The sequence below is a fragment of the Brasilonema sennae CENA114 genome (assembly GCF_006968745.1).
Taxonomy (GTDB): domain Bacteria; phylum Cyanobacteriota; class Cyanobacteriia; order Cyanobacteriales; family Nostocaceae; genus Brasilonema; species Brasilonema sennae.
Genome location: NZ_CP030118.1, coordinates 7,531,340 through 7,554,157 on the forward strand (window position 1 = coordinate 7,531,340; position 22,818 = coordinate 7,554,157).

18 protein-coding genes are annotated in these 22,818 nt (G+C 42.7%); 8 read left to right on the top strand and 10 right to left on the bottom strand.

Annotated features, from left to right (window positions below; all coding sequences use genetic code 11):
- Positions 1–192: 192 nt before the first annotated feature.
- From DP114_RS31335 to DP114_RS31350, 4 genes are all read left to right on the top strand, one after another.
- Positions 193–771 carry a Uma2 family endonuclease gene (locus DP114_RS31335; protein WP_169267995.1) on the top strand — a complete coding sequence of 193 codons (579 nt, stop codon included), beginning with the start codon at positions 193–195 and terminating at the stop codon, positions 769–771.
- Positions 772–969: 198 nt separating this feature from the next.
- Positions 970–1,197 (top strand): hypothetical protein, encoded by a 228-nt coding sequence (locus tag DP114_RS31340; protein WP_370460843.1) that lies wholly within the window; start codon positions 970–972, stop codon positions 1,195–1,197.
- On the top strand, positions 1,194–1,613 hold the full coding sequence (locus DP114_RS31345) for a type II toxin-antitoxin system VapC family toxin (RefSeq protein WP_169267997.1): 420 nt from the start codon (positions 1,194–1,196) through the stop codon (positions 1,611–1,613). Before DP114_RS31340 ends, DP114_RS31345 begins: the two co-directional genes overlap by 4 nt.
- Before the next feature lie 441 nt (positions 1,614–2,054).
- Positions 2,055–2,195 (top strand): hypothetical protein, encoded by a 141-nt coding sequence (locus DP114_RS31350; protein WP_211178698.1) that lies wholly within the window; start codon positions 2,055–2,057, stop codon positions 2,193–2,195.
- 161 nt (positions 2,196–2,356) lie between these two features.
- On the opposite strand, the gene eno is transcribed toward DP114_RS31350, so the two are convergent.
- On the bottom strand, positions 2,357–3,637 hold the full coding sequence (gene eno / locus DP114_RS31355; protein WP_169267998.1) for a phosphopyruvate hydratase: 1,281 nt from the start codon (positions 3,635–3,637) through the stop codon (positions 2,357–2,359).
- Between the two features lie 823 nt (positions 3,638–4,460).
- Between eno and DP114_RS31360 the strand changes: the two genes are divergently transcribed.
- The 4 genes from DP114_RS31360 (at position 4,461) to clpB (ending at position 10,669) form a co-directional block, all read left to right on the top strand.
- Positions 4,461–5,087, top strand: a complete 627-nt coding sequence (locus DP114_RS31360) for a 4Fe-4S single cluster domain-containing protein (RefSeq protein WP_171977990.1) — start codon at positions 4,461–4,463, stop codon at positions 5,085–5,087.
- Between the two features lie 320 nt (positions 5,088–5,407).
- On the top strand, positions 5,408–5,842 hold the full coding sequence (gene gloA / locus DP114_RS31365) for a lactoylglutathione lyase (protein WP_171977991.1): 435 nt from the start codon (positions 5,408–5,410) through the stop codon (positions 5,840–5,842).
- A 196-nt stretch (positions 5,843–6,038) separates the two neighbouring features.
- Positions 6,039–7,814, top strand: coding sequence for an iron uptake porin (locus tag DP114_RS31370; protein WP_171977992.1), 1,776 nt, complete (start codon positions 6,039–6,041; stop codon positions 7,812–7,814).
- A 185-nt stretch (positions 7,815–7,999) separates the two neighbouring features.
- Complete coding sequence (gene clpB / locus DP114_RS31375) at positions 8,000–10,669, top strand: ATP-dependent chaperone ClpB (protein WP_169267903.1); 2,670 nt, start codon at positions 8,000–8,002, stop codon at positions 10,667–10,669.
- A gap of 1,058 nt (positions 10,670–11,727) precedes the next feature.
- Here the strand turns inward: clpB and DP114_RS31380 are convergent.
- The 9 genes from DP114_RS31380 to DP114_RS31420 form a co-directional block, all read right to left on the bottom strand.
- Positions 11,728–12,174, bottom strand: coding sequence for a Spy/CpxP family protein refolding chaperone (locus tag DP114_RS31380; protein WP_169267902.1), 447 nt, complete (start codon positions 12,172–12,174; stop codon positions 11,728–11,730).
- Between the two features lie 154 nt (positions 12,175–12,328).
- Complete coding sequence (locus DP114_RS31385; protein ID WP_169267901.1) at positions 12,329–12,481, bottom strand: hypothetical protein; 153 nt, start codon at positions 12,479–12,481, stop codon at positions 12,329–12,331.
- A 71-nt stretch (positions 12,482–12,552) separates the two neighbouring features.
- Positions 12,553–12,891 (bottom strand): hypothetical protein, encoded by a 339-nt coding sequence (locus DP114_RS31390; protein ID WP_169267900.1) that lies wholly within the window; start codon positions 12,889–12,891, stop codon positions 12,553–12,555.
- Positions 12,888–13,475 (bottom strand): sigma-70 family RNA polymerase sigma factor, encoded by a 588-nt coding sequence (locus DP114_RS31395; RefSeq protein WP_246162921.1) that lies wholly within the window; start codon positions 13,473–13,475, stop codon positions 12,888–12,890. Before DP114_RS31395 ends, DP114_RS31390 begins: the two co-directional genes overlap by 4 nt.
- 185 nt (positions 13,476–13,660) lie before the next feature.
- Positions 13,661–16,648, bottom strand: a complete 2,988-nt coding sequence (locus tag DP114_RS31400) for an HAD family hydrolase (RefSeq protein WP_171977993.1) — start codon at positions 16,646–16,648, stop codon at positions 13,661–13,663.
- 118 nt (positions 16,649–16,766) lie between these two features.
- On the bottom strand, positions 16,767–17,726 hold the full coding sequence (locus tag DP114_RS31405; protein WP_171977994.1) for a fatty acid desaturase family protein: 960 nt from the start codon (positions 17,724–17,726) through the stop codon (positions 16,767–16,769).
- A 221-nt stretch (positions 17,727–17,947) separates the two neighbouring features.
- On the bottom strand, positions 17,948–19,003 hold the full coding sequence (locus tag DP114_RS31410) for a patatin-like phospholipase family protein (protein WP_171977995.1): 1,056 nt from the start codon (positions 19,001–19,003) through the stop codon (positions 17,948–17,950).
- Entirely contained in the window at positions 18,993–19,976 is a 984-nt protein-coding gene (locus DP114_RS31415) for a diguanylate cyclase regulator RdcB family protein (RefSeq protein WP_169267895.1), read from the bottom strand. The genes DP114_RS31410 and DP114_RS31415 overlap by 11 nt, the downstream gene beginning before the upstream one ends.
- Positions 19,945–22,476, bottom strand: a complete 2,532-nt coding sequence (locus DP114_RS31420) for a dynamin family protein (protein ID WP_169267894.1) — start codon at positions 22,474–22,476, stop codon at positions 19,945–19,947. Before DP114_RS31420 ends, DP114_RS31415 begins: the two co-directional genes overlap by 32 nt.
- Positions 22,477–22,818 lie beyond the last annotated feature (342 nt).

Here is a 22,818-nt window from a genome sequence, read left to right on the forward strand (position 1 = left end):
CCCTCGCTTTTTGCTACGCAAAAATCTTTCCCTCTCCTTAACAAGGAGAGGGATGCCCGATAGGGCAGGGTGAGGTTTTGAGCGCGAGTGCGTCTCGAATGAGCTTCACTTAATGACTTTACAAGAAATTATTAATGCTATCACTCGTCATTGACAATATATATCATGGGCATTTTTAATGTTTAATTGTCTATGAGCAACTTGCCTCTCAACATCCCCGCAAACCTGAAAGTCTCCGAAGAGCAATTCGTACTCCTCGCTGCTGCTAACCGAGACGTACAGCTAGAACTAACTGCCACAGGAGAATTAATTATTATGCCCCCTACGGGAGGAAATACAGGTAAGCGCAATATAGATATTGAAGGACAACTTTGGTTTTGGAACCGCCAATCCAAACTTGGTGTTGCTTTTAACTCTTCAACCGCTTTCCGACTTCCCAATGGTGCAGAACGTTCTCCCGATGCAGCTTGGGTGACTCAAGCCAGATGGGATACATTAAAACCAGAAGAACAAGACTCCTTTCCACCCATGAGTCCAGATTTTGCGATTGAATTACGTTCCAAAAGTGACAACATGGAACCGCTACGCAAAAAGATGCAGGAATACATCGATAATGGATTGCGTTTGGGTTGGTTAATTGATACAAAAAATAAAAAAGTAGAAATTTATCGGGCTAATCAGTCAGTGGAAGTGTTGGATAATCCAACAAGTTTATTAGGAGAAGATGTTTTACCTGGGTTTGTTTTAGATTTACAAGTTGTGTTTAGTTAGCAAAAATGTTTTCCTTGCTTGTTGGCGATACGCATGATTGCGTCTCTTGCTTTGCGCGATACGCGTACAGCGTCAAGCGTATGCGCAAAGCGCACGCTGCGCGAACGACTGAGCGCTCACGCCGAAGTCCGGAGGCTTATCGCCTTTTCTTTAAAGTGAAACGGTATAAGATGGAAGTTCAGTTTAGAGGAGCTTCACTTGATGACTTTACAAGAAATTATTAATTCTATTAACAGTTTGTCTACAGAAGAACGGGACTATTTATTTGAGTTTCTGCGGAAAAAGAAAGAGGAATCTAGAGGAGATCATTTTTGGGAGGGATTACAAAAATTTAGAAAGGTAATCCAAAGCGAGGGGATTATCTTTACTGATCAGGATTTCGCTGATTTACGAGATAAGAGTGTGGGAAGAGAAATTGATCTATGAAATGGAAATTTTTACTTGATACCAATATTATCTCTGAGCCAGCACGTCCTATCCCTAATGCCAATATTTTGCACAAACTAGATATTCATAAGTCAGAAGTTGTCGTTTCTAGTGTTGTTGTTCATGAAATTCTACATGGTTGTTTGCGCTTGAGCGAATCTAAGCGGCGAGAGTCCCTTTGGAATTATATTCATGAGTCGATCTTAAATTTACCAGTCTTTGATTATGATTTAAAGGCGGCACAATGGCACGCTCAAGAAAGGGCTAGATTATCCAAGATTGGCAAAACTCCAGCTTTTGTAGATGCTCAAATTGCGAGTATTGCTTACAGTAATAATTTAATTTTGGTAACGAATAATGTTTCTGATTTTGAGTTTTTTAATGACTTAAGGGTTGAAAATTGGTTTGTTAAGTAGAGTAACCAAATTAAACGTAAAATGTCCGCAGCGACCAAAACGCAGTGAGACCAGCGCTGCAGGAGGTGAGACCAGTGCTGCGGGAGGGTCTCCCTCCGCAGGCATCTGGCGAACCCGAAGGGTTTTCCGACCTAGGCGACTGGCGTTAGCGCAGCCAGACCGAAGGTCTTCCCCGAAGGGTGTAGGGAAGCAATCTCATCAGAATTATGTTTTTGACTGGTTCTCAGCCTTCAGGCTGGGAACCCATCCACGCCTTGGCTCCGCCTCCACCAGGCAAGACTTGCCGAAGCAGAGCCTCTCGAAATACATTCCCAGCCCAGAGGCGCTTAACGAGGCAATTCCCGATAGGGCAGGGTAAGATCTCGATTACAACAACTGTGGTAACAATCTTGAAGAGGTGGGTTCGCCTGCGCACACCTTTTCCATCATCTATACGATATCATGTCAACTCGTCAAAAGTCAACCCGTAAATTGCTAACCATACCTCAGTTATTGGCTTTGGGTTTGAGTATTGAACAGATAGCTCAAGCGCTATTGCTGGATGAACAAGTTGTAAGGCTTGCCGCACAACCGAAATTATAAAGCGCGATTGAGTGCTATTTGATGCGACAAAAAGTACCGGGGCTTTTGTCAACGACATAAACCAAAAGCAAAACCAGCCTGCAAGTCTAACTAAAGATTCACAAAATTTTGCAAAAATTAAGGCAATCAGTGGGGGCTTGAACCACCACTGATTAAAAAAATCAATTCGGTCCTAATCCCACAGCACCAGCATAAACGGCGAGTTCACCCAACTCATCCTCGATGCGTAGCAAACGGTTATATTTTGCTACCCGTTCGCTGCGACACAGAGAACCTGTCTTGATTTGACCTGCACGAGTTGCGACGGCTAAGTCAGCAATTGTTGTGTCTTCTGTTTCGCCAGAACGATGGCTAATGACTGAGCGAAAACTGTTGCGAGTCGCCAAGTCAATTGTTTGCAAAGTTTCTGTCAACGAACCAATTTGATTGAGTTTAATCAAAATCGCGTTAGCAGCTTTTTGTTCAATTCCTTTTTGCAAGCGCGTAACGTTGGTGACAAACAAGTCATCACCTACCAACTGCACGCGAGAACCCAGCTTCTGGGTGAGTAACTGCCAATTTTGCCAATCTTCCTCATGCAAGCCATCTTCAATTGACACAATGGGGTATTGGTCAACCAGTTGCCCGAGATAATCAACAAACTCACCCCCAGAGTGAGGTTTACCGTCGTAGACATACTGCCCATCTTTGTAAAACTCACTCGCCGCAACATCCAACGCCAAAGCAACTTGTTCTCCTGGTTTATAGCCAGCCTTCTCAATCGCTGCAACCAGCAATTCCAACGCCACCTGATTCGACTCCAGATTGGGGGCAAATCCGCCTTCATCGCCAACACCAGTCAGTAAACCTTTCTCATCCAACACTTGACTGAGAGTAGCAAACACCTCCGCACCCCAGCGCAAAGCTTCTCGGAAAGAAGACGCCCCAATCGGGACAACCATAAACTCTTGAAAATCCACGTTATTTGCTGCGTGTGCACCGCCGTTAATCACGTTCATCAGCGGTACGGGTAACAAATTTGCCAGTGGACCGCCTAAATAGCGATAGAGAGGAATTCCCAAAGACTCAGCCCCGGCTTTGGCTGCTGCTAAAGAAACCGCTAGAATCGCATTAGCACCAAGATGGGATTTATTGGAGGAACCATCTAAGGCAATCATCGTGCGATCGAGCAGTTCCTGGTTGAGGGCATCCATTTTGAGCAACTTTGGAGCAAGTGCTTCTTTAACATTTTGCACCGCCTTGAGTACGCCCTTACCCCCATAACGTGCTTTATCCTTATCCCTCAGTTCGTGCGCTTCAAAAGTGCCAGTAGACGCACCACTGGGAACCTGCGCCAATCCTATCGCACCATTGACCAAATGCACTTCTGCTTCAATTGTTGGTCTACCCCGAGAGTCAAGGATTTCACGGGCAACAATACCTTCGATCGCAGTGTCAAACATCTGTTCTCCATCCTTTGTTTAGCGTGCGTTCTTTCTGCCGTTTACAAAAAGTGAAATGCGGATCTCCGACCATCTAGCATATGCGCTTGTGGGACTCTATGCGCTCTCGTTTAACGAAGATTTCCACTGGATTTGGGGGATCAAGAGGGAGAAGTTACTGCCGATTGGTGTCAACTTAAGCTAAAACCCTTGTCATTACGTTACATCATGCCTTATTCTACTCGCTCACAATTGTCCCGCTTACCTCACCCCGGTTTTGTCTTGCGCCAAAACCGCCCCTCTCCGAACTTGCGGAGAGGGGATGTGATAGCGCAGCGTGGCGTTAGCCATAGCGTAGCTTTACGGTGAATCCAGCGCTGCAGGAGGGGAGCCAGTGCGTTGCGGAGCCAGTGCTGATAGCGTAGCGTGTCCGCAGGACATAGACGGGTTTCCCGTCGCAGGCATCTGGTGAGACCAGCGCTGCAGGAGGTGAGACCAGTGCTGCGGGAGGGTCTCCCTCCGCAGGCATCTGGCGAACCCGAAGGGGTCTCCCGACCTAGGCGACTGGCGAACCCGAAGGGCGTTGGGGTTCCCAAGGCAGCTTTTGGGGGGAAGCGGGGGAACATAACGTGCCGCCCCGTTGTAGCACCTGGCGTTTTCCCGACCTAGGCGACTGGTGAACCCGAAGGGGGGTGAGGTCAAATCAACGACGTAGTATAAGGATTTGAATGTTAAGTTGACACCAATGATTACTCCCTCTCTCCCTTATCCTCCTCAAAAGTTCCTCAAACTTTTTTGCATCTACCCTGCAAATATGTATATCCCTTAACAAGAGGAAAAGACAATGACCCAAAAGAAAACTGACCCTTACCCAGCTTTAATCGAAATTCCTGCCGGATATCTCAACATTATGGGCTATATCGATGAATCAGAGGTGAATGGTCCTGGGTGTCGTGCTGTTGTTTGGGTGCAGGGGTGTTTGCGAGAGTGCCCAGGTTGTTTTAATGTTGAGTCCTGGTCATTTGAAATGAATCAACTTATATCAATTGACAGCCTTGCGGAGAAAATTTTGAGTAATCCTCGCAACCAGGGAGTGACATTTTCTGGAGGGGAACCGTTTTGGCAAGCCCCTGCACTGGCGATTCTCGCTTCTAAGATAAAAGCAGCTGGACTGAATGTGATGTCTTTTTCTGGGTTTACCCTAGAGCAGTTACAATCCCAACATGCCCCAGCTGCCGCTCAAGATCTCTTGAACCAATTGGACATTTTAATTGATGGTCCATATATCCAGTCGTTAGCACTTAATTCACCATTATCTCCTGTTTCTTCCAGCAATCAACGTGTTCACGTTTTTAATCCTGATTTGAAAGATCAAATTACCTGGGCAAGCGACCAAATAGAAGTTCATATTTTCAAAGACGGTAGTCGTCTGATCACTGGCTACCGAGGAGGGCTGGAGTTGTCGCAGTGAGGGAATGAGGGGGTGAGGGGGTGAGGGAGAGTAAAATCCTCCTCATCTGAGATCTTGCACAATTCTCACACCTTGCATTCTCGTCCGCCTGGGATTGAAATCCCACTCGAATAGCAAAAGTCTACTAAAGTAGACTGCACAAGCCTTTAAGTCTACTTTAGTAGACTTGGGTTGTGAGCCTCGGAATTAATTCTGAGGCGGTCAAAATTGGCTAATTTAAAGTGATGCAAGATCTGAGTCATCTTCTCCAGTATGAAAACGGTTGCCAGATTACAATATTGAGCTGAACCACAAAACATCAAAGCAAAAGTGAGATAATTATGCGATTCTTGCACACAATGCTACGGGTAGGTAACCTTGAAGAATCCCTGAAGTTCTACTGTGATCTCTTGGGAATGAAGCTATTGCGTCAAAAAGACTATCCTGGGGGAGAGTTTACTCTGGCTTTTGTTGGTTACGGTGATGAAAGTGAAAAGACAGTGCTAGAACTTACTTATAACTGGGGTACGGAAAAGTACGACTTGGGAGATGCTTACGGACATATTGCCATTGGAGTTGATGATATTTACACGACTTGTGAGGAAATCAAAAAGCTTGGTGGTAAAGTCGTACGCGAACCAGGACCAATGAAACACGGTTCTACAGTCATTGCTTTTGTGGAAGATCCAAATGGGTATAAAGTAGAACTGATTCAGACGAAACCTCAAGAAGAGGCTGTGAAACAAGAAACAGAACCGCAAATGGTAAACCAGTAAATATAGCAGTTACCAGTTACCAGTGAGTCAGCGCTGCAGGAGGGTCTCCCGACCTAGGCGACTGCGAACCCGAAGGGTTACCAGTTACCAGTTTTGACTGTTTACTGTTCACTGTTTACTGTTCACTGTTTACTGTTCACTGTTCACTGTTAAGCGTTCCCTGCTATATAACCAAAAGTAAAAAAGTATAGGTGTGATGGAGTTGAGCGTAAAGCAATGTCTCAGGCAAAGAATTCGTTCTGGAAATTTATGGGCTTGGAGTTTACTCATTTGGGGAATTCCTAGCCAAATCATCTGCTTTCCAAAAGCCGCGAATTCTTTGCCTTCTCCAAAGCAGCAAGAAACTGCTGTTCCGATTTTTTCTCAAGAAAATGACTTGTATGAGGCGATACCAGAGAATATTAAACAGTCTGCTGGTGAAGCAACAGCGGCAGAATTTCCCGAAGCATCTGTAATATCCCTGGATACAGAGTCCCAATCTGTAAACAAATCTGGTAATCTGAACAAAAATGCCCAGATGCCAGATCCCCCGACTCCAGCCAATGAGTCTGGTAATCCTGACACAAATATCAATACGTCACCTCAACAACCTTCGGTTTCGCAATTGTCTGATGTTCAACCGAGTGATTGGGCGTATCAGGCGTTGCGATCGCTCATGGAACGTTATGGTGTCCTCTCTGGTTATCCGGATCACACGTTTGGTGGAAACCGTCCTCTGTCTCGTTATGAATTTGCTGCGGGTTTGGCGGCTACGATGGATAAACTCGATAGCCTGATTGGCAGTGGTTTTCGCGATGAGTTCATTCAGCAAGACTTGATAACTTTACGACGCTTAGAAAGAGAATATCGTTCAGCTTTGGATGACTTGGCAAAAAGACTCAACAAAATGGACGATCGCGTGACGCGGCTGGAAGCACATCGATTTTCCGCGACAACCAAACTTCAAGGTCAAGCTATTGTTGCTTTTACACAAGGTAGTGGTGCTAATTCTACCATAGTCTCGCGCGAGCGGTTGAATTTATTAACTAGCTTTAACAGTAATGATTTACTCCTGACTCAGTTAGAAGCTGGTAACAATGGCGATGATGCTATAGGACGAGCACAAAAAAGCAAAAACTTAAACCTTCTGGGAACGAGTGGTTTAATCGCCAGTGGTGGCGGACTAGATTATGTGGATGTTGACTCCGCTTTTAAGCTAAGACGTTTGTACTACTCTTTTCGTCCCGCGTCAGATTTATCTGTGAGTGTTGGAGCAAAAATGTCTCCAAGAGATTTCATTGATCGTAATAGATATGCTAACAACGAGGCGGTTGATTTTAGTTCCAGTTTTTTTATTAATAACCCTTTGATTGTTCAAAACCAAATTGACCGATATGGCGGTGCAGGAGTGGCGATATCCTGGAATCCAGGTGGTAGTGCATTGACAATTCGTTCTCTCTACATCGCTGCTGATGCAAATGTTGTCAGCTCAAATGGCAGTGGTGGTTTATTTAAGGATAGATATCAAGCCAGTGCAGAAGTGGAATACTCACTCAGCAATCAATTAGCATTAAGACTACAATATACTAGGGCCGAAATCAACAACACCGACATTAACGCTTTCGGGGTTAATGCCGAATATGCCTTAAACAGGAATCTAGGCATTTTTACTCGCCTAGGATTTGGGAATTACCAAGGGTTTAACACCGCGATTAACCAAAATTTGGATATCAATCCTTTTAGTTGGGCAGTCGGCTTTGGTATTCGTAACCTCGGGATTCCCGGTACAGTTGGGGGTATCGCCGTAGGTCAACCTTTTGTCACCGATGGTTTGGGAAATACCACCCAGACAAACATTGAGGCATTTTATAATCTGGAGCTAAGCGACAATGTTAGTATCACACCCATATTTTCAGTAGTCACAAACGCAAACAACGATAGCTCAAATAATACCATCTGGCAAGGTGCCTTGAGAACGGTGATTTCCTTTTAAAGTCAGCGGCGAGTCATGATTAAAGGGCTGATTGCAAAGTATTCTCAAATTGCAACCGCAGATACAAGCGGATACACCCTAAAAATGATTGGATATTAATTTGACAACATCTACTTTAAAATCCAAAATCTAAAATCTAAAACCCAAAATCCGAAATCCAAAATCTAAAATCTAAAATTGTAAAGATGCAGCCTACAGATCCAAATAAATTTACTGATAAAGCTTGGGAAGCAATAGTCAAATCACAGGATATTGTTCGAGCATATCAACAACAGCAACTTGATGTTGAACATTTACTGATTGCGTTATTAGAGGAACCCACTGGACTTGCAACACGCATTCTCGCCCGTTGTGAAATTGACGCCTTGCGCTTGCAACAGCAAGTAGAAGCATTTACCCAACGTCAACCGAAAGTGGGTAAATCTGAGCAGCTCTATCTTAGTCGTAGCTTAGATACATTACTAGACCGAGCTGAAGAAGCAAGAGCTAGGATGAAAGATTCCTACATTTCTATTGAACACTTGCTTTTAGCTTTTGCAGAAGATGAACGCATCGGACGAAAGATATATAAAAGCTTTAACTTAGACACCGCAAAGCTAGAGGCTGCGATCAAAACAGTTCGCGGTAGCCAAAAGGTGAGCGATCAAAACCCAGAATCTCGTTACGAAGCTCTGCAAAAGTTTGGCAGAGACTTGACAGAACAAGCAAAATCTGGTAAGCTTGACCCGGTGATAGGACGGGATGATGAAATCCGCCGAGTCATACAAGTGTTGTCTCGTCGTAGTAAGAATAACCCTGTACTGATTGGTGAACCTGGAGTTGGGAAGACGGCGATCGCAGAAGCATTAGCACAGCGTATAGTCAATGGTGATGTTCCAGAATCTTTGAAAAACCGCCAACTCATGTCATTGGATATTGGTAGCTTGATTGCTGGAGCAAAATACCGGGGTGAATTTGAAGACCGATTGAAATCTGTCCTCAAGGAAGTGATAGAATCCAATGGTCAAATTGTGCTGTTTATTGATGAACTGCACACCGTCGTTGGGACTGGTTCTGGCCAACAAGGGGCGATGGATGCAGGAAATTTGCTCAAACCCATGTTAGCGCGAGGAGAACTGCGCTGCATTGGTGCAACAACTTTGGATGAGTACCGCAAATATATAGAAAAAGATGCGGCTTTGGAACGGCGTTTTCAGCAAGTTTTTGTTGATCAGCCCAGTGTGGAAAATACAATTTCTATTCTGCGGGGGCTGAAAGAGCGCTACGAAGTTCATCACAATGTTAAAATTTCGGATTCAGCGCTGGTAGCAGCAGCAACACTGTCTGCGCGTTACATTTCTGACCGCTTCTTACCAGATAAAGCTATTGACTTGGTGGATGAAGCAGCGGCACAGTTGAAAATGGAGATAACCTCCAAACCAACAGAATTGGAAAATATTGACCGACGGTTGATGCAGCTAGAAATGGAAAAGCTGTCGTTGGCTGGGGAAGAGAAAGCTACGATTCAGACAAAAGAGCGTTTGGCGCGAATTGAGCAAGAAATTGTCAATTTGACGGAAAAACAGCAAGAATTCAATGGACAGTGGCAAGGTGAAAAACAGCTACTGGAAGCAATAAGTGCCTTAAAGCAAGAAGAAGAAAAGCTGCGAGTGCAAATTGAACAAGCAGAACGCGCTTATGATTTGAACAAAGCCGCACAGTTGAAGTATGGCAAGTTGGAGGGAGTGCAGCGCGATCGCGAAGCCAAAGAAGTCCAGTTGCTAGAAATTCAAAGTACAGGTGCAACCCTGCTACGCGAACAGGTGACGGAAGCCGATATTGCTGAAATTGTGGCAAAATGGACGGGAATTCCTGTAAACCGCCTGTTGGAATCTGAACGCCAAAAGTTGCTGCAACTTGAGACACATCTACACCAGCGAGTTGTTGGACAACAAGAAGCCGTTTGTGCTGTCTCAGCAGCAATTCGTCGTGCGCGTGCGGGAATGAAAGACCCCAGTCGCCCGATTGGTTCGTTCTTGTTCATGGGACCAACAGGAGTTGGTAAAACAGAACTCGCCCGCGCTTTAGCACAGTTTCTCTTTGATTCTGATGACGCTTTAGTGCGTTTGGATATGTCCGAGTATATGGAGAAACACTCCGTTTCCCGTTTGGTAGGTGCACCTCCCGGATACGTAGGTTACGAAGAAGGTGGTCAACTTTCCGAAGCCATTCGTCGTCGTCCGTACTCGGTGGTGCTGTTGGATGAAGTGGAAAAAGCTCACCCGGATGTGTTTAATATTCTGTTGCAAGTATTAGATGACGGCAGAATTACTGACTCGCAAGGACGAACAGTAGATTTCCGCAACACTGTGATTGTCATGACCAGTAACATTGGTAGCGAACACATACTGGACATATCTGGTGACGACGCCAATTATGAAAAGATGCAGAACCGAGTCATGCATGCTTTGCGATCGCACTTCCGTCCAGAATTCCTCAACCGCGTTGATGACACCATTCTCTTCCACACCCTCAGCCGCAGCGAAATGCGACACATCATCCGCATTCAACTCAAGCGGGTGGAAAGTCTTCTACAAGAACAGAAGATTTCTTTGGAGATATCAACAGCCGCTTGTGATTACCTCGTGGAAACAGGATATGACCCAGTATACGGCGCACGTCCCATTAAACGAGCACTGCAGCGAGAAGTGGAAAACCCCGTCGCGACTAAGCTATTGGAGAATACTTTTGTCCCTGGCGACACAATTGTGATTGACAAAGCAGATCATGGGTTGACGTTTAATAAGAAAATGGTGGTGAAGGTGCCAGCAGTGCAGAATAAGACCTTGTTAATTGAAGCATCACGTGAGGTGTGAGATTTAGCAGTAGCTACAGTGTACACACAAGTCATCGAATTACCCAAAACTCCCAAAGGAACCTCACCCAACCCTGTCGGGCATCCCTCTCCAAAGCTCGCAGAGGGAAAGATTTTAGCGCCGATTCAAGCGAGGGTGAGGTCAGACCTGCAGTGCGAATGACGGTGAGGGGGTCGCAGTCTTGGACGCCACCTGCTTTATGCCGGGAGACCCTTTCGGCAGTTCCTCCTTGGGGAAACCACCAAGACCGGACTGCCTCACCACCGCAGTGGCTCCGTTTCCCGTCGATTGCGTTTGCGCAGCGCCAAAGTCTGCCGGGGGGAGTATCCCCCCGGCGAGCTTTGCCCCTTAGGGGCTACCCCCGAACCCGGAGGGCTCTCCCGACCTAGTAGGCATCTGGCGTTAGCGTAGCGTGTCCGGAGGACATCCCCGGAGGGTGAAAAGCGATCTGGTGTGTACACGGTAGACTAAGGAGAGGGGAAGGGGTGAGGTTTCGCACTGTACTTTTAGAATTAGAATCAGAACGCTTACTTTATTTGGGGGAGCTGTTTGCCTTTTTACTGCCACCAGAGACAAACTACTAGACTCTATAATTAAAAATTGGATTTGCTCTTTTGGGAAAAGTTTATATAATACTTGTATACTATGCGGCTGTTTTCACCTAGATGAACTACATCGTTCGTAAGGGTGCAATTTTTTTGTACTCCTGCGACTTTGGTCTATCTATCTGAAAATTGCCGCAATTCTCAATTTTGTGTGTTTTTGCTAAGCCTAGATTGTTGACAATCTAGGCTTTTTATAGTATTGCAGTCGCCAGTTAGATTAGGACACGAACTAATGAGAAAACACGCTCACCAAGAGATTTTCAAGTCTGTTAAGCGTTAAGCGTTCCCTGTGTTTCTTAAAAGCTGTTAGGGTCGCATAAATTCTGGGCTACCCAAGATTAATGCTGCCTGGAGTTGGGGGGCTGCACTGGTTGAGTACGATTCCTCCTAGCAACACAAAAGTTGATACCACCCAGTACTTTGGTTTCATACTCGTTCTGGTTTGGAAATTTACTACCGTTTGTTGTGCATTTGCTCAGCAAACTTCTGCCGTTGTTCTGGGTTCAAAACTTCTCGGATGGCAAGTGTATTGTCAAACTGAATATCAGCAAGCTCCTGTCTGAGCGTTCTGAGTTGGTTATATTTATCGCGCACTTGGTCTTTGGATGCTGTCGCTGCCATGAGAGCTTTCAATTCCTGCTGCGCTTGACGAATTGCCTGTCTTTTTTGGGCAGTTTGGTCTTTGGATTGAGTACGAATCGTTTTAATTTGTTGTATCTGCTGTGGTGTCAGGTTTAAATCCTTCAACCACCCAGCTTGACCACGTTGCGGACGCTTTGTAGGTGCGGGGTTTTGAGCAAGGACTTGAGGTAACATTGAATTTGGCTTGGCAAGAGCGATACTAGTACCAAGAGCAATCATTGTAGCCGCAATTATAAAAGTAGTACGATGGAGAAACATAAAACTTGTCTTTAGTAACTAGTAGATGAATAGAACGTACTCACTACGCACACATGCGATAGCTTCTCTACGAGACGCTGCGCTTACGCGATCTGCGCTCTGCGCAGAGCGGCTGTAAAGATGATTGGCTTTGCCCAATTGCTACTTCAAGGATTCAGTCTTGCCTTGTACCTGACAAGACATCCAGGAAAGTTCCATAATAAATAACTACAAGAACAACTATGAATCTTGCTACTATTTTAAGGGCAGATATTTGTATGGCAGCGATCGCCTTGGTTTGTTGCAATATTGAGGTAGTTGAAATCATAGTTGTTTGTTTATAATTTGATAGTGTGACAGCGCTATTCATCGGATGTTCAAAGTGTTCATCCTTGTAGATTAATCAGTCGCTGGTTCATTTTGGTAAAAAACATCGCCTTCTGGGCTAAGTATACAATGCCAGTTGTTTTCGATAAATGTCTCTAAAGTCGCAACTTCAGCTGCGCTTGGTTGTATAGGTATTAAGGCACGATAACTAACCACAGCAGCTACTAATCCAGCTGCTATAACGGGTGGAACCAACCACATCTGTGAAAAGTGGCGCACAAGTTGTATGGGCGAAACTTGTACCTGTTGTAAGATCCGCTTTTCCAAATCCAGTGATGCAGGTGGAACTTTAGAACGATGCTGACGCAGAAAATGAATTAGGTCTTTGTCATCATTCGGAAACTCACTCATAACAGCACTCCTTGTTGCTGAAGAAATTGACGCATGGCAGCACGGGCGTGGAATAGGCGTGACTTGACTGTTCCCAAAGGAATGTTTAAGATTTGAGCTACCTCTTTTTGAGGTACTTCCTCTAAGTCATGCAAAACCAAAATCGTGCGATGGTCAAAGCTCAAATTTGCTAGTCCCCTCTGCACCAAATCTTGATAATGCAAATCCATTAGATCCGGGGCATCTTCTTGAATAGGAGTTTTTTCAGTAAGGGTCTGTAATTGAGTCCGCCCTTGAATTACTCTCTGTCGCTGGTCAGAAGCCACATTCCAAGCAATCCGGTAAAGCCAGGTGGAGAATTTTGCCGTTCCTCGAAACTTGGGCAAACCTTTCCAAGCTCTTAAAAACACCTCCTGCACCAAATCATCCAGGTAAGATGGATCGCACAGCTGATAAAGGATTGACCTCACTCGCTGCTGATGGCGACGGTAAAGCTGACGAAAACTTTCAGAGTTGCCACAAAGACATTGTTGCACCAAGTAACTATCAGATTCGTTTTCTGAGTTACCGTTGAATTGACTTTCTTTTGAAACGTTAAGTGGCACAACTAACACCTGAGGAGTACCTCTCTATTCGTTACGTTGCTTGTTTTTAGCTTGTATTTATAAGACCGGATGACTGGGAAAAAGGTTCAATCGTGATCAAGTTGCCTGAGTTTTAGGACGTGTTTTCAAACTATCAAGCCTCCAGTGGGAGGATGAGAACCCCTCCAAATGTAGTATAGAGCACCTTATCCCCGAATAAATTGCACATTGCGTAAAGGTTGTCGAATCCACTGATGACGCTGATTTGGTACTTCTTGAAATCCAAAGCGATACAAAAGCTCAGTAATTGTATTTACTTCTATTCCCAAATTCATTGCCGCACGTTTAACATCAAACCGAACCTTCACCGGCAAATGCTGTCGTTGCTGGGCTAAAAGCTCGTTCATCGCGTCTCGGATGCTATCTGTGCTCATCTCGAAAAATTGGTCAGCCAAGGGACTTTTAATGCGTTCGATCGCTATGCTTACAGCTTCTTGAATCGACCCTTTATTTTCCACAATCGTTAATCCATGTGCTAAAGCCATTTCGACGATGCGATCGTGGATTTGTCGAATCATATCAAAATTAGCCTGATACCGTTTGGCACTTCGCTGCGTTGCTGACTCAGACCGAAGGGTAAAATGTTGCCAATGCTGTTCGTGATCAACTTGCACAATCAGCCAATCAACATTGAGGAGTTCAAAAATTGTCTCTGATAATAACCCCGGCATTAACCCTACACCTTCAATTAATGCCGATGTGTTTTGTTTTTGTAATCGTTGAATGAGTCCTTCCACCCCGATCATCGTCAAAATTGCCTGATTATAATATAGTTGCATACTCCCCTCAAACGAGGACTGGTATAAAGCAGGAAACGCGTTTGCTGCTTCTTCTTCACCAAACAGAAAATCTAGAATCGCTTTGGTATTAGCTCGTCCAGCCTCATCAGTAGAAAATAATTTTTGAATTCCAAAAAGTTGAGCCAGTTGCGTTGAAAGAGTTGATTTGCCCGAACCGGATGCCCCACTCACCAAAATAATCGTCGGCTTAGTCAAGTCTTTCCACTGTGGCAGATCATATAGCCGTCGCATCAATGTTCGCATAAATTCATAGAGATCCTCGCTTAGAAATTGTTCACGCACCTCGTCTAACAGGGGATCTTGATACAAGGCGACTTTCTCCTGCTCTTTGAGAATCTTCCAATCGCGATACTGCTGGAAATAAATACTTTCTAACTGATGAATCTCCTGCTCCCATTCAGCAATCATGCGTTCTAAGGGCATTAAATCCATTGATATCTCTTGTGCATCTAGTTCTAACTGCTGATAGCATTCTTCTAGTTGACGCAATAAAAATGATTGAGTTTGTTGTAAACTCGATGATTCCAAACTTAAGGTCAGCTTTTTTTGCAGCTGCTTAAATGATTCTTCAATCGGCTGCCACGGCACAACTCGCATCGATTTCAAAACAGTAAGCTGTCGCAGTAATTGCTCCATGAATTGCTTGAGTGTTTCTAAATCCTCTACTTGAGTTTGCAATTGGCTTATCAAACCTTGAACGATGGACTGACGGGACACATCCAAGACATCAATATAATCAACAATCTTGCGTTTAATCTCTGGCAGTAAGCTTTTCTTTAGGATAGACTCTGTTTGTTCTGTGTCACTTAAATGAGTTGCAATGTCTTGCGGTATTTCGCTTTCCTGTTGCGAAGTAGAAAAATCGCGGTTTTGGTTGAAAAATAGATCTGATGTCTCGAAGAGTTTCAGTACAATCTGACGAGCATCATCATAAGTGTATTCAGGTAATATGGCTAGTCTATGAATGAGAGCATACTGATAACTTACCAATTGACCAAACTGAAAATGTGTCGCATAAAGCTGTTCATAATGTTGCTGAAGCAGCGTATAAATTTGCTTGTCTGATACTGCATCAATAATTGGCTGATGCTTTTTTGCTTGGGACCAATTCAGTTTTTCATGGCGAATGCGAAACGGCATCAACTGTTCAAGGGCAAGTTTTGCTCGCTCTCCTACAGAATTCTCAATCGCTGTGAGTTCTCGTAATGTTTGGACAACTTGCTTGAGTTGTTCTTGCTCTAAGAATTCTTTCAGAACGGGTTGGTCAGCTAACTTTTGCCCTTCGTTGGCATTATAATGAACTCCTAATATTCCTTCATATTTAAAGGCTTGATTTAAGTTTTTGACTTTATCATCTACAAAAATTGTTTGCTGCCCAATTCGTTCATACTGAGTCGTCCAAAAATCTAGCCATCGGCTGGCAAATGAAGTGACATCAACGGCAGCATAACCAAGTTCCTTTAATACTTGATTATATTGTGCGATAGCATACTGGCTCACTTGCTCTAAGTTAATTCGTTGTTGCTCATATGCTACAAAGTTTTCAGCTTCTTTGTTTTCTTGAAAGATAGCTTGCCATAACTGAGAAATTGCCGAATTTGGTAAGTCTAGCTCTAACACGTCCTGAGCAAAGCGGTCAATAAAAGCGTGCTGTTTAAACGACAAATATATTTTGGGATTAGGTTTGCTAACACCAAACTTCTCAGATACAATTTGAATCAGTCCTTGCAAATAATCGAACTCATCCTGTTCCAAGAAATATTCTATTTTTGCCATAAAATTATTAGTTAACCCATACTGGCGGATTCCTAGTCGCTCAAGGCGCTGCAATATCTCGCCAGTTTCATGCTTGGGTTCGTAATGACTGTAGTAGAGAATTAGAAAATCCCGAATCTCTTGATTGGTAATCTCAATCTGTTCTTTTCCTGTAGCCGCAAACGCGGTATTAAACTGCCCAATTGAGTGAGCAGCAAATTGTTCCGGAGTTGCCTGACCAATTTTGAGAGCATCATAATTCACACCAGGAATCGGATCGCTTTTAAAGATAATCTGCCAAAGTTGGGTTAATTGTTCAGTGCTTAAATCAACTCCTTTTGAGCGTGTATATAGTTCAATAAAAAATTTATTATGTCCATCCATCAAGACACCGCCAAAATCCCAGGCGATCGCATATGTATTATGAATTCGTAAAAGAATCTTTTCAATTTGTTGTAATGCTTTAAGGCGTGAATCTTCTGTACCATTTTTGATAAAATTAACAAACTCCGGAATATTTTCCAGCCGATAACGGTCTTGATGCTGGTAAGCGAATTGTTCTTCAAGATTCTTTGGCATTTGTCACACAGCCTCAATGTAGTTAATGATGCTCTCAAGAAACACAGGGGTGTAAGGGCTTCGCCGTGAGCGCTCAGCCGAACGGTGTAGGGGTGTAGGGGAAAACTGTGTAGTCTTTTCAAGCCGGTCGTCCGGATGTAACAATAATATCCCTGTTGACTTTGATGTAGCCCGACTCAATGTGGGCAAAGTGTGAACTCAACTGTTGATGGGCTTTCGGCAGTGCGTGGAAGGGAATTGATGGGTATAAATGGTGCTCCCCATGAAATGGCATATTCCACATTAAAAATCGCACAGGCAAAAGCGTCAGTGTTGTGCGTGTATTCGTGAGCAAATTCGCGTCAAGAGTGCAACCTGTATGTTCTGCCAGTAGAATAAAACGCAGAATCGGCTGACCAACAACGAGCGGTAGTAGCCAATAAACGATAAACCAAGGCTGTCTGACTGCAAATGAGAGGATAATTACCACTGCATAAACAGCTAATTGCCAGCGAGTCGAGCGAATCACTTCACCTCGTGCTGTTTCTGGCACAAATGGACAATCGTCAAGTTGACCAAGTGCAGCGCGAAAATGCCCGCGTATCTTTCCTTTCCACCAGGGTAAACCACTAATTATTAACAAGTATTTACCCAGATTGCTCGGCTTGGGGTCAGTTAGTTCCGGATCTTTGTCAGGAACGCGAGTGTAGAGGTGGTGCCATTTGTGGTAGTGACGGAAAAAAGTACTGTTGTAAAATGAGAGCAAGCCCGCACACCAAGCAACAGCATCATTCACAGAATTGTTCATGAAAACAGTCCTGTGAACGCATTCATGCATAGGTGCAAACATGGCAGCAATACTAAAGCCGTAAATTGCCAGTGCAGGTATTGCTAGCGACCAATTGCCAAAGTTTGTTACCCACAGGTAGCCACTGCATCCGATGACAGTTAGATGAAAAGCCAGTTGAACCAGCCCTTTGTAGTTAGAGCGCGTATTCAAAGCACTTAATTCTCGTACACTCAGAATCTGGCGGGGATTGTGGGGCTTATCGGCTGAGGAAGTCGATAATTCTGGTTGAGTCATTGCATCACTAGACATAATCATTATAATTAATCGTAATTAAACGTACGATACAAGAAATTTTTATCAAGTGTTGGTAAATTGAACCCTCTGCGGTCTAAAGACACGCAGAGGGGTAAGACACATCAAGTGAAATTTCTTGCTCAAATTTTTGGAGTCGCTGCATAATCAAAGCTTGCCAAATAGCACGTTTATCTCAAGAAATTTTTGCAACACAACAGTCGCAACGCCTGTTAGGTTTAGTCAATATGGAAATCATCATTGTCTAATTCATTTATCGCGTCATCTCGTTGCTTCCTAGCTTGATTTGCTATTTCATGAATATGGAGGGCACGAGCAACGCTTTCACAACAACGTTGAGTATCTTCATAACCTTGTTCAATCCAAGATTGAATATTTTTGGCATCAAAGTCTATTAAGTCTTTTGCTAGACCTTGTTGACGTTTTATAAATCTTCCTGGACGAATTTCTAAAACAGTAGTGTTTGGAAAAGCCTTTGAAAAAGCATTACGATCCCATAAACTGCCATCACTTAAATGATTGACAATAATATGGGTACAATTTGCTAATTCAAGCAATGGAGTAATAGGAGTATTACCTTGAACATTTTTTATACCTCCTTGACCACCATCTGAATAGAAATAGTTAGTTTCATTCACCTCGATCTGTTTAGCCTTAAATAACAGGGGAAGAGCAGCTGAAGCAAGAATGGCTATGGGTTGTTGAGTTCGCTTCAGGGATTGAATATGTAAAAACTCAGAATGTTTCGTATTATTTAAGTTTACTGAAGCTATAATTGCAGAAAATAAATCATTCAAGCTACCTTGACTTCGATATACGGAAACGTATAAAGGTAAACCTTTCTGAAGTTTTTCTAAGTCTAAATATTTATCTAACAACCTATGGATAGAACTTTCATCCCCCAAACCTATGTTTTCCGAAAATAGAGTCTCAAGATTGGCTACACTTGATAATGGATCACTTGTTCCAGCTATTAGTGGAGCAATTTGACCAAGCAATATCCGACCAATGTAGTTAATTGTTTCTGTACTATTAATCTTGATCGGACTATTAGCAGCAAGTGAATCCCAAATTTCCTGTAAATGTGTAAATGCTATTTTGAGATTGGGTTCTGCTGCTACAACTGCACCATTTAAAGCACCAATACTAGCACCAGCGACGGCATCAATTGAAATGTTCATGTCAGCTAGGTATTTAATCACGCCTACATGATATGCACCTCTAGCACCACCACCAGATAAAACCAAGCCTACTCGATAAGGTTTAGTAGTCATTGTTGCCCTGTATTCGTTTTTTGTTTTCATACATTAAATGGTTAATTGCGTGTTCTCCTGAAAAAACGCGAGGAAAATCATCAGGAAGTCCAGATTCAAGTAAGGCAGCATTTCTAATCGCCCAAGTAACAGGAGTAGTTTGTCGATCTGCCCAATTGCTCAAATAGCTCAGCGCTTCACGCGATTCTTCAGGTAAATTCTGAATGGGAGATAACCATTCTTTTGGAAACATTAACTGAGAAACATCACCTTTTAAATCCGTTTCCATCAGAATTAAAGCTTTATCACCTAACTGTTCCATCAGTTGACACACTTCGCTTGTTCCAAATTTTTTTCGGCAGTAGATCCCAAACTTACCCCAGTAAAGTTCATCTATCATTAAATAGAGTCCTGCTAGCGGTGGATATTTCTTCGAGTACCTTGCTTGCCATTTGATAAATACCTGATCCAAATGAGCTTGAGCTGAGAGGTATTGAACTTCAGACTCTAATCTAGTCCAACGGTTCTCAACTTGAATTTCAAATTGTTCAAGGCGTTGTTCAATCGCTTGCACATTTTCTGCTAGCTCGTTGTGTCGCTTTTGTAAGCGCATCAGACCTGTACGAGTTTCTGCTAACTTACCTGCCAAGCTAGTAACAGCAATATCACTTTCACCTTGATGGAGTTGAATATCCTGTAGCCAAACATAAACTGTGTTGAGGCTAGTAATTATATTATGGTCAATGATTTGTTGACGTTGTGCTGTCTTACCAGTGATGGAATCCCAGATTCTTATGAAGAACTTATTGTTAGTTCGGTCACGGAATCGCAAATGATCATCAAGAACCTCAAGACCGTTGACATAATCGACTATTGCTTTTTCTGTTAACTGAGGATGTAGCTTTCGCAGTTGATCCAGTTTAGTTGGGTTGTCTCCATCATTTTGATTAAATTCTCTCATGTCACTCCAAATTCTGCTTGATGGATTCAACATCTTGTTTATGCAACTCTGCCCGGTCTTTCAATTCACTAATTCGTTGCTTTAGCTTATTCTTTTCTTCAACACTCAGTTGATGATTATCAATACTATCTTTCAAGTCTCCTCGGAATCTTTCAAGATAATATCTTAAATCATTGAAATAGTCGTCTAATAGAGGTTTAATTTTTTGATTAAGTAAAGCTTGGTTGTTTGTGCTTAGTTCTTGAATACTACTGTCCAAACTTGTCAGCACCTTTTTCCCGATATCTGCCACATCAACAACGTAGTAATTTATATCTTGTGAATGTTCATAAGACTCGTATCCCCAATCAGGCTTACTAAAAAAACTACCAAAAAATCGCGATACACGACCCCGCCAAAAACCTTTAACCTTCCTAGATCTAGTTTCTGATATTTTTTGACTAGAATTTTCTATGCTCGATAGCAAAAGTTCAGCAACATCAATATCGTTACTCTCAAAATCTAAGTTTGGAACATTAAAATCAACTAAAAAACCTTGATCTTTTAATCGATCTTTGGCATTATCTAGTATTTTTCCCACCCTGTATGTCATTGTTTGAGTAACTGTTTGTTCAAAGCTATTTGATAAATAATTTAGTGCTGATTCTAGCTGTTTTAGATAATCATCGATAATATAACTAATCGTTTGATTTAGTTGTGCTAAAAACTCATTCGCTTCGTTTTTATAATCGAATCGAATTTTTGGATTCTCCGGATTAAATGTATAATATTTTTGTTGTACATTATCACTCTGGATTTTGTTCAGATGTTCTATCAGACGTAATTTTTTACCGAAGAATGGAGTGATCCAAAATTCATTAAGTCGTTTTTGAATTCTTTCTATTTCAGTTTCTTGTTTAAGTCTTTCTTGTTCTTTTTGCTCTAACTCCTGCTTTTCTTGTTTTTTTCCCTCATTAAAGTAGCCTTCCAAGGCTGATTTCAACTCCTGCTTCATCGTTTCATATTCTTGTTGAGCAGCTTCTAAAAATTTATTTATCAACTGTTTTAACTCTTGATCGGCTTTTGCTTCAGCATTTTCAATTTCTTCTATATCTTGTGCCAAACCATCTATCAGTTGCTCAATCTCTTCTACACTTTTAGTCAAAGCACCACGGCGTAACTCTAGAAAATTCTCCAGTTCTTTTCCATGAACCAACAATTTTGCACTAGCAGATTGCATACTTATCAATGCAGCTGTACTTGCTGCTTTTAAAATTACTTCGTTGAGAAGTTGGTTAAAGTTGCTGCGAGTAAGTAGCGTTTTTGCGTTGTTACGAACTTCCTGTACATCCCGAATATCATCTTCCCAAGAAACACCAAAAGCCCGTAAAGCAAAATCTTCCACCCAAAAATTTTCTTTATTTCGATAATCTGGTAAGTCTTTATTTCCCTCAGTCTCGTTTAGGGCACGATTAGAGAGGTAAGCATTAAGAGCAGATACCGGATACACTCGATCCTCTCTAATTCGCCCTTGCAGAAAATTTTCTGCAGCATAACGCTTTACTTCCTCAAAGGTCATGCCGTTACGATCTTTTCGATCAAACTGATTGACGAGAACAAACAAACGGTCTCCAGTCTGCTCAATCTGGCTTACTAGTTCTTCACGAATTTGACCTTCCGCTTCAGATCTTAATTGAGCGTAATCGACAACTGCTAATACTGCTGATGCTCTTGCTATTTGAGTTCTTAGTACTTTGCGTAACTTTTCACCCAGCATCAGTTCATTAGGACCAGGTGTATCTAATACAGCAAACTTTCCTGTGGTTAGTGGCTTTACATCAGCTAAATGGAAAAACTCTACTTCAATAATCGGTAAATCATATATATTTTCATAGTCTTCAATGGGAATATTAACAGAGATCTTAGAGTCTATAGCTAACCGTATCAAATCATTAAAAAACTTTAACAAATTGAATATGTTCTCTTGCCCCTTATAGCGGTCTTGAAAATGATAAAATTTTTCCTCAAGAATGCTTTGAATTAGCTCTTTTCCATATTTGTCTTTATACAGTTCTACTGAGTCTAATTGGTTACTCTTTTTCAAATAAGACAATTTTTCCTTGATATCATGAACCATCTTTTCAATAGGCTGATATTTCGGAAAATATAAAACAGGTTCTTTTTGTCCTATCTTATGCCTAATTAATGTTGGCAAGGAAGTCATTGGATGATTACGATTGGGTAATATCTCTGAGCCTACAATGGCATTAATGGTAGTTGATTTACCGGCTTTCATAGTGCCTATCACTGCCAAAACCATTTCTTGCTCGTTAACCTTTTGTGCTTCGTCATTAATAATCTTTTTCCATTCTTTCACTGTGTGGCTGTCGGTTCTTTGCTGTCCGTCCTCACTATTTTCCTTAAGTAAGTCAGGCATTTCCAGTAACTCATCTAGAAGATCATTCTGATTGCTAATCAGGCGTAGAATTTCTTTACAAGTTGCATCAATCAAATCAGTGTGCATCATTTTTTCTCCTTGTTTACCAAGTTGCATGATTTCAACCGTGTTCTTGTCCACATTTATGACTCGTGGCGACTAATGGTAAGATACTTTAAAGCTTTACGGAATAATCAATCATTCTGCCGCTTAAGTATCCCATTTGAGACTGAGCATAAGTTTGGAAACTTTTCCCTTCTCGTATATTCTTAATAGGTGCAGGCACAATCAACTTATGCACTTCTGGGGTAGAAATAGAAAAAAATGCCAAAAAATCCCTCACACGAAGGGCATTACTGTGAACTACCCAACACCAATCCTGACGGGCTACGGCGTAAGCTTCCGACTTGATTGACCGTTGCCCCTTTCTCTTACGAGTAGGTGTTCTTATACAGACTT

Excerpts from the sequence above, each read along its gene's own strand:
- DP114_RS31335 (WP_169267995.1), top strand. The coding sequence starts at position 193 with ATGAGCAACTTGCCTCTCAACATCCCCGCAAACCTGAAAGTCTCCGAA.
- DP114_RS31345 (WP_169267997.1), top strand. The coding sequence starts at position 1,194 with ATGAAATGGAAATTTTTACTTGATACCAATATTATCTCTGAGCCAGCA.
- DP114_RS31350 (WP_211178698.1), top strand. The coding sequence starts at position 2,055 with ATGTCAACTCGTCAAAAGTCAACCCGTAAATTGCTAACCATACCTCAG.
- eno (WP_169267998.1), bottom strand. The coding sequence starts at position 3,637 with ATGTTTGACACTGCGATCGAAGGTATTGTTGCCCGTGAAATCCTTGAC.
- DP114_RS31360 (WP_171977990.1), top strand. The coding sequence starts at position 4,461 with ATGACCCAAAAGAAAACTGACCCTTACCCAGCTTTAATCGAAATTCCT.
- gloA (WP_171977991.1), top strand. The coding sequence starts at position 5,408 with ATGCGATTCTTGCACACAATGCTACGGGTAGGTAACCTTGAAGAATCC.
- DP114_RS31370 (WP_171977992.1), top strand. The coding sequence starts at position 6,039 with ATGGAGTTGAGCGTAAAGCAATGTCTCAGGCAAAGAATTCGTTCTGGA.
- clpB (WP_169267903.1), top strand. The coding sequence starts at position 8,000 with ATGCAGCCTACAGATCCAAATAAATTTACTGATAAAGCTTGGGAAGCA.
- DP114_RS31380 (WP_169267902.1), bottom strand. The coding sequence starts at position 12,174 with ATGTTTCTCCATCGTACTACTTTTATAATTGCGGCTACAATGATTGCT.
- DP114_RS31385 (WP_169267901.1), bottom strand. The coding sequence starts at position 12,481 with ATGATTTCAACTACCTCAATATTGCAACAAACCAAGGCGATCGCTGCC.
- DP114_RS31390 (WP_169267900.1), bottom strand. The coding sequence starts at position 12,891 with ATGAGTGAGTTTCCGAATGATGACAAAGACCTAATTCATTTTCTGCGT.
- DP114_RS31400 (WP_171977993.1), bottom strand. The coding sequence starts at position 16,648 with ATGCCAAAGAATCTTGAAGAACAATTCGCTTACCAGCATCAAGACCGT.
- DP114_RS31405 (WP_171977994.1), bottom strand. The coding sequence starts at position 17,726 with ATGTCTAGTGATGCAATGACTCAACCAGAATTATCGACTTCCTCAGCC.
- DP114_RS31410 (WP_171977995.1), bottom strand. The coding sequence starts at position 19,003 with ATGACTACTAAACCTTATCGAGTAGGCTTGGTTTTATCTGGTGGTGGT.
- DP114_RS31415 (WP_169267895.1), bottom strand. The coding sequence starts at position 19,976 with ATGTTGAATCCATCAAGCAGAATTTGGAGTGACATGAGAGAATTTAAT.
- DP114_RS31420 (WP_169267894.1), bottom strand. The coding sequence starts at position 22,476 with ATGCAACTTGGTAAACAAGGAGAAAAAATGATGCACACTGATTTGATT.